General features: G+C 56.7%; 8 protein-coding genes. 4 read left to right on the plus strand and 4 right to left on the minus strand.

The window, feature by feature from the left end; genetic code table 11:
* A partial coding sequence (locus V6C16_RS04940) for a penicillin-binding transpeptidase domain-containing protein (protein ID WP_333542834.1) occupies window positions 1-1,492 on the plus strand: 1,492 nt, incomplete at its 5' end.
* A gap of 408 nt (window positions 1,493-1,900) precedes the next feature.
* Here V6C16_RS04940 and brnQ read toward each other — a convergent pair.
* A complete protein-coding gene (gene brnQ, locus V6C16_RS04945) occupies window positions 1,901-3,205 on the minus strand; it encodes a branched-chain amino acid transport system II carrier protein (RefSeq protein WP_333536861.1) in 1,305 nt (434 codons plus the stop codon).
* Window positions 3,206-3,603: 398 nt separating this feature from the next.
* Here brnQ and V6C16_RS04950 point away from each other — a divergent pair, with 398 nt between their 5' ends.
* Window positions 3,604-4,389 (plus strand): 4Fe-4S ferredoxin, encoded by a 786-nt coding sequence (locus V6C16_RS04950; RefSeq protein ID WP_333536862.1) that lies wholly within the window; start codon window positions 3,604-3,606, stop codon window positions 4,387-4,389.
* A 228-nt stretch (window positions 4,390-4,617) separates the two neighbouring features.
* On the opposite strand, the gene V6C16_RS04955 is transcribed toward V6C16_RS04950, so the two are convergent.
* From V6C16_RS04955 to V6C16_RS04965, 3 genes are read right to left on the minus strand one after another with little or no spacing between them, the layout of a single operon-like run.
* The gene (locus tag V6C16_RS04955) at window positions 4,618-5,661 is read right to left on the minus strand and encodes an HD-GYP domain-containing protein (RefSeq protein WP_333536863.1); all 1,044 of its coding nucleotides are present in this window, start codon (window positions 5,659-5,661) and stop codon (window positions 4,618-4,620) included.
* Window positions 5,662-5,664: 3 nt separating this feature from the next.
* Window positions 5,665-7,083 carry a pyruvate kinase gene (pyk, locus tag V6C16_RS04960; protein ID WP_333536864.1) on the minus strand — a complete coding sequence of 473 codons (1,419 nt, stop codon included), beginning with the start codon at window positions 7,081-7,083 and terminating at the stop codon, window positions 5,665-5,667.
* Entirely contained in the window at window positions 7,080-7,376 is a 297-nt protein-coding gene (locus V6C16_RS04965) for a hypothetical protein (protein ID WP_333536865.1), read from the minus strand. Before V6C16_RS04965 ends, pyk begins: the two co-directional genes overlap by 4 nt.
* Before the next feature lie 97 nt (window positions 7,377-7,473).
* Here V6C16_RS04965 and V6C16_RS04970 point away from each other — a divergent pair, with 97 nt between their 5' ends.
* Window positions 7,474-7,920 carry a division/cell wall cluster transcriptional repressor MraZ gene (locus V6C16_RS04970; protein ID WP_333536866.1) on the plus strand — a complete coding sequence of 149 codons (447 nt, stop codon included), beginning with the start codon at window positions 7,474-7,476 and terminating at the stop codon, window positions 7,918-7,920.
* A 9-nt stretch (window positions 7,921-7,929) separates the two neighbouring features.
* The coding region (gene rsmH, locus V6C16_RS04975) for a 16S rRNA (cytosine(1402)-N(4))-methyltransferase RsmH (RefSeq protein ID WP_333542835.1) at window positions 7,930-8,554 on the plus strand (625 nt) is incomplete at its 3' end.

Consider the following 8,554-nt stretch of genomic DNA (forward strand, 5'->3'; position numbering starts at 1 on the left):
CAAACAGCGCCGCCTGGAGCGGCAGCTGCGCCTGTTCACCGCGCGACGTCAGGACTACGGCCTTGTTAACGGGGCGGCCATGCTGCTCCACTGGCCCAGCATGGAAGTGCGCGCTCTTGTCGGTTCCGCGGATTTTTTCAATGCCGACATTATGGGGCAGGTGGACGGAACCAGGGCGCGCCGTTCGCCGGGTTCCACACTCAAGCCTTTCATTTATGCCCTTGGCCTGGACCAGGGTCTGATCCATCCCTTGACCTTGCTGGCCGATACGCCACGCAGTTTTTCGGGCTATGATCCTGAAAACTATGACGGCAGTTTTCGAGGCCCTGTCAGTGCCGGTGAAGCTTTGAGAGCCAGCCGCAACGTGCCTGCCATTGCCCTGGCCGCGCGTTTGAAGCAGCCCGGATTTTATGATTTTTTGAGCAGGGCCGGAGTGAAATTCGCATCCGGCGAAGATCATTACGGTTTGAGCCTCGTGCTTGGCGGGGCGGAAGTGAGCATGCGCGAACTGGCCGGACTTTATGCCATGCTTGCCAATAAAGGGATCTGGCGTCCCTTGCGCGTGCGGCAAGACGACGGACATACGGAAACGGCCCTGCCCCTGCTGTCGCCGGAAGCGTCTTATGTAACCCTTGCCATGCTGGAGGACGGCAATCCGGACCGTCTTGTGCGCTCGCAGGGGGGGACCGTGCTGCCTTTGCGGCTCAAAACAGGCACGTCCAACGGTTTTCGCGATGCGTGGGCCGCAGGCATTGTGGGGCCGTACGTGCTTGTGGTGTGGCTTGGCAATTTTGACAACAAGCCCAATCCGTTGTTTGTGGGCGGCATCAGCGCCGTGCCGTTGTTTACGCAGATAGCGCGGGATCTTGCAATGGCAGAGCCGCTGCGGGATTACCAGGCCGAGCCTGCGCACGGCCTTAATCTGGAGCGTGTGGAAGTTTGCGCCGCCACAGGAGACCTGGATACGTCCCTGTGCGAGGACACGGCAAAGACGTGGTTTATACCGGGGGTGTCGCCCCTGGCTTCTTCCGGCGTATTTCGCCCGATACTTATCGACAGGGAAACGGGCCTGCGGGCCTGCCTGCCGCAAGCAGGCCGCACCGAGACGCGCATATGGGAGTTCTGGCCCACGGACATGGCGCAGATGTTTGCGCGGGCCGGAATGCCCAAGCCCGAGCCGCCGCCTTTTGCCCCTGAATGCGGGCCGGAAAATATGGTTACGGGAGAAGCCCCGCGCATCGTGCAGCCCAAGGACGGTCTGACGTATAAGTTGAGCCTGAGCAGCCGGGGGCATGAAAATATGGTTTTTATGGCCCACGCCGATGCCGGGGTGAAAATCCTGCACTGGTTTGTCAATGGCCGCTATCTGGGAAAAGGAACGCCGGGCGAGGCTTTTTTGTGGCAGGCTGTGCCGGGAGATATTGAGGTGCGCGTGGTGGATGATGCGGGCCGCGCCGGAAAAAAACGTGTGCGCGTGCGCGCAGACCACTAGATATAGATATGCTGTTCCAACAGTTTGTTCGCCTTCCTTAAAACGGCAACGTGGGGAACAGCAGAGAACAGCAAAACGGCTGAGGAGGAGGCAATAGCCTGCTGAAGTGTTACGGCCGAAGGCTGCTTCAGAAGCGTCTTTTCCGCAGAATATTGGCCCATTGCTGGTGGAGTGGTGTTTCTTGCACTGCCCTGACAGCAACGGGCCTTTTTGTGCTCAGCGCGCAGGGCTGCCTTAAGAAATGCTTCGGTTGTGCGCCTGTGTTGAAAAAACACCGTACCCTTCAGGGACGTTGTGCGCGGAGCCACGTGCGGCCTGAAATTCAGGCAATGCAGTTGAAAGTTCTTGTGATATGCGTCTTTTTGCGCAGACAGGCTGCCTGTCTGCGCAAGCCTCGAGGAGAAATCTTTATTGCGCGGATTTTTTAGGCTGACGGACAAAGTAGCCCACGATGCCGAAAACGCAGGCCGGCACTATCCAGCTCAGTCCGGCGGAACCAAAGGGAAGGTGACCTGTGATATCCAGGGGCAGGCCCCACTCTTCCAGTACGCTCAGGCCGCTGGCAAGAAGCGCCCCCGCCGTGGCGAAACGGAAGATATTGTCATTGTCGATATGACGGTCAAAAAGGGAAAGCACAATGACCGCCAGTGTTCCCGGGTATAAAAAAGTCAGAATGGGAGCGGCAAAAGCAATGATGTTGTCAAGACCGAAGTTGGAAACAACCATGCTGAAAAGGCCGGTTCCCACCACAATTTTTTTGTAGCTGAGCCGTCCCTTGCTGAAGCGCGATATGAAGGTGCCGGTGGTTCCGATCAGGGCTACGGAGGTCGCCATGCAGGCCACGGTTACAATGCTTGCCAGCAGAATGGTGCTCGCGCTGCCAAAAAGCCTGCCCACCAGAAGGGTGACCAGCGCGCCTTTTTCCGTTTCCACCGGATAATACGTGGACCCCGTGGCCCCAAGGTAGCAAAGCCCGCAATAGATGACGAAAAGCAGCGCACCGGCCACGAGGCTTGCTATGCCCACGGACAGCGCCTTTTGCCTGCCTGTCTCGTAGCCTTTGCCCTTCAGGGCGTTTACTATGATAAGGCCGAAAACCAGGGCCGCCATAACGTCCAGCGTCTGATAGCCGGAAAGGATGCTGTGCCAGGCTACATTATCGTCACGAACGATGTCGCTTACCGGCCCGATGGGTACAAAAAAGGCCGCAGCCACGATAAGCAGAAAGCCCCCGATTTTTATGGGCGAAAGATAGCGGGCAATAACATCCACCATGTTGGACTCCCGGAAGGCCAGCAGGGTGGATATACCGAAAAACACCACGGAATAAAGTATTTTGGCCGCGCTGACGCCTTTGGAGGAATAGCCCAGGGGTGCAAAGGAAATGGCAAATGCCGTGGCCCCTGTGCGGGGGATGGCGAGCAGGGGGCCGATGCAGAGAATGATGGCGCACATCATAAGCATGGCCGCCGTAGGCCCCAGCCTGTGCATGATGCCTTCTTCATTATCAATGCATGAAGAGGCCAGCATGGCGTAGATGGCAAGCAGGGCCAGGCCCACGTCTGCCATATAATAACAGATAAATCCCAAAAACCATTCCGGGCCGGCAGTGAAACCGATGTAGGGCGGAAAAACTACGTTTCCAGCACCAAAAAGCATGGAAAACAACGCAGCGCCGACAATAAAAGAATCGCGTACCAGGGAAGATTTCATCAAAAATGCTCGCAGATTCGTGCTTTGGTGAAAGATAGCGCCGCAGTGTAAAAAAATAGCATCAATGAAAACAGGGCTGTCCGTAATCAGTTTCTTGAAGCGGCCCGCCAGAGATAGCAGAAGTCGGGAAGTCACGCCAGCCTTGATGCAATGCTAAAGCGTGTTGCAAATAAAAAACGTTTCCCGCTATGCCCCTCTGGCAAGCTCTCCTATATTCTTTACATGTTTCCAATCAGGGTAGACAACGGTATAAAGGCTGCCTGGGCTGAACGCTGCAATCTTGTACGTGGTGTTTTGCAGTTGGCGGGAAAACGTTTTTATGGTTTTCTTTTCAAGAAAAAAGCGGTTCACGACATCTTTTTACACTGTCCGGCGCAGTAGAAACGGGGGTTTTCATCATGAGCGGCAGTCTGCACACGGTTTTTTTCAGCCCGACCCACAGCAGCAAAAGGATTGCGCGGGCCGTGGCTGCTGTTATGGCCCGGAGTATCGGCAAACCCGCCGTTGAACATGATCTGACGTTTCCTGACGGCCGCAAGGAAAAGCTGTCTTGCGATGCGGACGATACTTTGCTTCTGGCGTTTCCGGTCTATGCCGGGCGCGTGCCGCGCCTGCTGATGGAGTTTCTGGCCGGACTTACGGGAAGGGGCGGCGCGGCCGTTCCGGTGGCCGTGTACGGTAACCGCCATTATGACGATGCGCTTCTGGAAGCAGTGGACATACTGCGAAAGCAGGGTTTTACCGTGCCTGCTGCGGCAACATTTGTAGCCGAGCACAGCCTGACGCCCAAGGTCGGCACAGGCCGTCCGGATGAACAGGATATGGCCGTTGTTCGGGGTTTTGCCGAAGACGCGGCGGCTGTCGTGCTTTCCGATTGCTGTGACACCGTGGCTGTACCCGGCAAGCGGCCGTACAGGGATGTGCCGCCTGCTGCGGATATACGGCCTCAAACCGCGGAAAGCTGTACGCAATGCATGCTTTGCGCAAGCAATTGTCCGATGCAGGTCATCAGTTTTGACGATGCCACAAAGGTCAGCCAGGGCTGTATCCGTTGTTGCGCCTGCGTCAGGTCCTGTCCGGAGGGTGCAAAATATTTTGATCAGGAGCCGGTGCTGAACATTGTGAGCATGCTGGAAAAGAACTGCACGAACAGGCGGGAACCGGAGTTGTTTGTCGTCCCATAACCGTGGCATTTTGCCGTTGAAAAGATTCGGGCGGCTGGCGGCACAAGCGTCCGACGGTGCAGACAGGCAGAGCGGGTAAACAGGTCATGTTTACCCGCTCTGTATTTTGCACGGAGATCTGAAAATGGCGTGGGCGGTAGTGTATCTTTATACGAAAAAACGCGTTTGCGCCTTCATGGCAAGCGCCTGCCCGCTCAGTCGCCAGAGCAATTTCAAAGTGAAAATGCCCTAAAGCGGCTCATCCACGATTTTGTCCATGTCGATCATGGCTCCGATGTTGCCGGACGCAAAGCCCGTGAGCAGCATGTTGGTCAGTTCGCTGTCATAGCGTGGGTCGCCCGCCAGTTCCTTTGTTGCCTCAAGAGGTTCTTTGGCCTGGCTGTAAGGCCTGTCGCAGATCATGGCCGCAAAGGAGTCGGCAACGGCGGTAATTCGGCCCACACGGCTTATCTGGCTGCCCTTGAGGCGTTGGGGATAGCCCGAACCGTCCATACGTTCGTGGTGTTCGTAGCAGGCCCGCACAAGCTCTTCAAAACTCATTTCCAGCTTGTGCATAAGCTTGACGCCCAAAAGGGGGTGGGGCAGCAGTTTTTCTTTTTCTTCGGCCTTGAGCGGGCCTGGCTTGCTGAGCAGAAAGGCGGGAACCTTGCTCATGCCCACATCATGCAGCAAAAAGGCCAGGGCAACGCGGTCAAGGTCCTTGCGGCGGTATTCTCCGCTTGTCTGCATCCACAGCCAGAGGCCCACGCTCATGGTGTTGATGGCGTGCCGCGCCATCTGATGCTTGCGAAACAGGCGGCGCATGAAGGTGTTGATGCGGTGCTTGTCTGCCCAAAGGTATTCCGTGATCACCATAACGTCGCGGTACAACGGTTCAAGCAGGGCCTTTATGGGCTGGCTGATGAACTCCGTATAGCGGAGAAAAAGCGCGCGGATGCAGATGTCCGTAATTTCCGCTTCCTTGAGGTTTTTATCCTGCAGCACAAGGTCAAGCTGTTTGACAATGTGGCGCGAATAGATGTGGTGGTCAGAACGCGACACAAAAAGATCGCCCTCGGCACACAGCGACGCCAGCTCTTCAACCTGTTCGTTGGTCAGGCGCGTTTCCTTTTTGCAATAAGGGGCGAGCACCATGATGTCTTCACGAAAGCTGAAAAGATCCACAGGAGGCCGGTACTTGGGAAAGCTGGAAAGTATTTCGCCGCTTATCTGGTAATATTCCTCGTTGATGTTCTGAGGAATCTCTCGTGCTTCCCGTGCTTGCTCGGCCATGGGCTATTTCCAGTATATTTTAACAAGGTTGGTGCCACGCGGGGTGGAGGAGGAGCCTTTGACCTGCCCTGCTGTTATCACCGCGCAGTCGTCAGCCACAAAGTCTTCACTGTTATGGATGAACTGCTCGGCCCTGATGAGGTGGCTGGGCTCTTCCTGCGGGCGGTCGATGAACACCGGCTTGACGCCCCACACAAAGTTGAGAGCCTTGACGGTCACCGGGTCCGGAGTGAGCGCGTAGATCTGCTGAGGTGGGCGCCTTGCAGAAACCTGGCGTGCCGAACTGCCGGAAAGGCTGTGGGACACGATGGCCTTGGCTCCGGCCTTGTTTGCCAGCAGGCAGGCCGAGTAGGCAAGGAATTCCGGTATGCCCTTATCGGCATCGGGTTCTTCAAGAGTATGGTTGAGCAGCAGCAGCTTTTCGGCTTCATCGGTGATGCGTCTCATGTAGCGCACCGTGTCCACGGGAAAACTGCCCATGGCGGTTTCTTCAGAAAGCATCACGCAGTCGGCCCCGTCCAGTACGGCGTTGGCAACGTCCGTGGTTTCCGCTCTTGTGGGGGCGGGGCTGTTCACCATAGAGAGCAGCATCTGCGTGGCTACAATGACAGGCTTTGAAGCCTTGTTGCAGGCGCTGATAATGCGCTTCTGCAGTGCAGGCAGCAGCGGCAGGGGGCATTCCACGCCAAGGTCGCCGCGCGCCACCATGACCACGTCTGTTTCCGCCAGAATTTCTGCAAGATTGTCCACAGCGCTCTGACGTTCCAGCTTGACCACCACAGGCAGGTTCTGGCCGGCAGCGGCGATCAGTTCTTTGGCTTCGCGCACGTCATCGGCGGTCTGAACATAAGAAATCGCCACGGCGTCCACGCCGAGCTTAAGCCCGTCCGCAAGGTCTTTTTTGTCCTTGTCCGTCAGGGCGCGCACTTTCGTGGCCTTGCCGGGCAGGGCAAGGCCCTTGCGTGAGGTGACGATGCCGCTGTTGTCCGCTTCCAGCAGTACCAGATTGTCTTCACGGCGCGCCTGCACGATGAACTGAAGGCCGCCGTCGGCCAGCACCAGGCGGTCGCCCGGCTCCAGACTTTCAAGAATTTCTTCATGATCAAAGGGCAGGTAGGGCATTTCATTGATGCGTGACTGGCTGGGGCCAAGCAGCAGGCGCATGCCTTTTTCTACATCTATAGTACCCTCGGGAACCACTCCCAGGCGGATTTTCGGCCCGGAAAGGTCCTGCATGATAGTGATGGGCCGCCCGAGGGCGCGTTCAACTTCCCGGATATTTTTTATGATGTTTACAAAATCGGCAGCGCCGCCGTGTGAAAAGTTGAGACGAAAAACGCTCACGCCGGCTTCTGCAAGTTCATGCAGTTTTTCCCTGCTGTTGGAAGCGGGGCCAATAGTGGCGACAATTTTGGTTCTCATGATTTGTCCTTGTTTAGAGGGCAGGGGGGCTGGCCCGGCGTATGGACGCAAAAAAGAGTGATTGACCAGCACAAAAAAGCATCTTGATTTTCGCACGTATTGTCAAGGTATTCGGCACTGCTGGAGTATGCGGCACGTATCCGGCACAGCGCCTGACGATGTTTTGTTCTGCTGCGGCTGATTTTTTCGGGCAATGTGCCGGTGGTAAAAAACCACTTTTTACCACCGTTCGTTTTTGAAAAAAGAGCAATGTTTTCACCTTGCCTGTACCCCCTGAAATCGGCTTCACACATAAATGTTGCGGTTTTTTTGCACTTGGCTTGACACCCCCATAGCCTTGGGGCATAAGTGGGAAAAAGTGGTAATATGAAGTAAGAAAGTGGTAAAGCCGTGCAAAAACTCTTCACAAAAAGCCTTTCCCGCAGCCTTGACCCCAAAGGGCGTCTTATGCTGCCGCCCGAATACCGGGAAGGGCTTTGTGCCGACGGCGGCACGGGGGTTTTCTGGCTCACCGCATACTACGGCCGTCTGGTGGCCTATCTTCCCGAAGATTGGGAAAAAGTTACGGAACAGCTGAGCCGTATTCCCATGCCTTCGCCGCGCCTTTCACACTTCAAGACCAAGGTTATGGGTCTCGCGCAGGAACTGCAGTGCGATGCCCAGGGCCGTGTTCGCATTCCCCAGGCCCTCATGCGCGAAGCCGGACTGCAAAAGGACGTCATGCTGGTGGGCATGCTCAATAAATTTGAAATATGGGATCAGACCCGCTTTGACGCCCTGGAGCTTGAAGACGTTTCTGCGGAGCTTGCGGCCAGCGGCGTGGCGATCAGCCTTTAGGCGCTACTTATGATGCAAACCATGCACGATACTGCGGAACCGACACGGCATGTGCCCGTTCTGCCTGTGGAAACCTTGGAGGCGCTCAGCCCGCGCGCCGGGGGACGCTATCTGGACGGCACTCTTGGCATGGGCGGACACGCCAGTGCCATTTTGTCGTCAGCCCCCGATATAGAACTGTGCGGACTTGACCGTGACGAAGAAGCTCTTGCCCTTGCCGGGCAGCGCCTGAGCGTTTTCGGCCAGCGGGCGCACCTGTTCCATTGCCGCTACAGCGATTTTGCCGATGCTCTTAAAGGTCTGGGCTGGGACAAAGTGGACGGGGCCTTGCTGGATATCGGCGTTTCCTCGTTGCAACTGGACGAGGCGGAGCGTGGCTTCAGTTTTTATGGCGATGGCCCCCTGGACATGCGCATGGACCAGGCATCGGTGCAGCCTTCGGCATGGCACTGGGTCAATCGAGAAAGCTTCGACAAGCTCAAAGACTGCATCGCCGCTCTTGGCGAAGAGCCGCAAGCCGGGCGCATTGCCCGCGCCATTGTGGATGCCAGGCAGAAAAACACCATCGACACCACAGGCCAGCTGGCCGCTCTGGTTGAAAGGGCGTATCCGGCCGCCTGGCGGGCCAAGGCCC

The organism is Desulfovibrio sp. 1188_IL3213 (genome assembly GCF_036763145.1).
Classification (GTDB): Bacteria; Desulfobacterota; Desulfovibrionia; order Desulfovibrionales; family Desulfovibrionaceae; genus Desulfovibrio.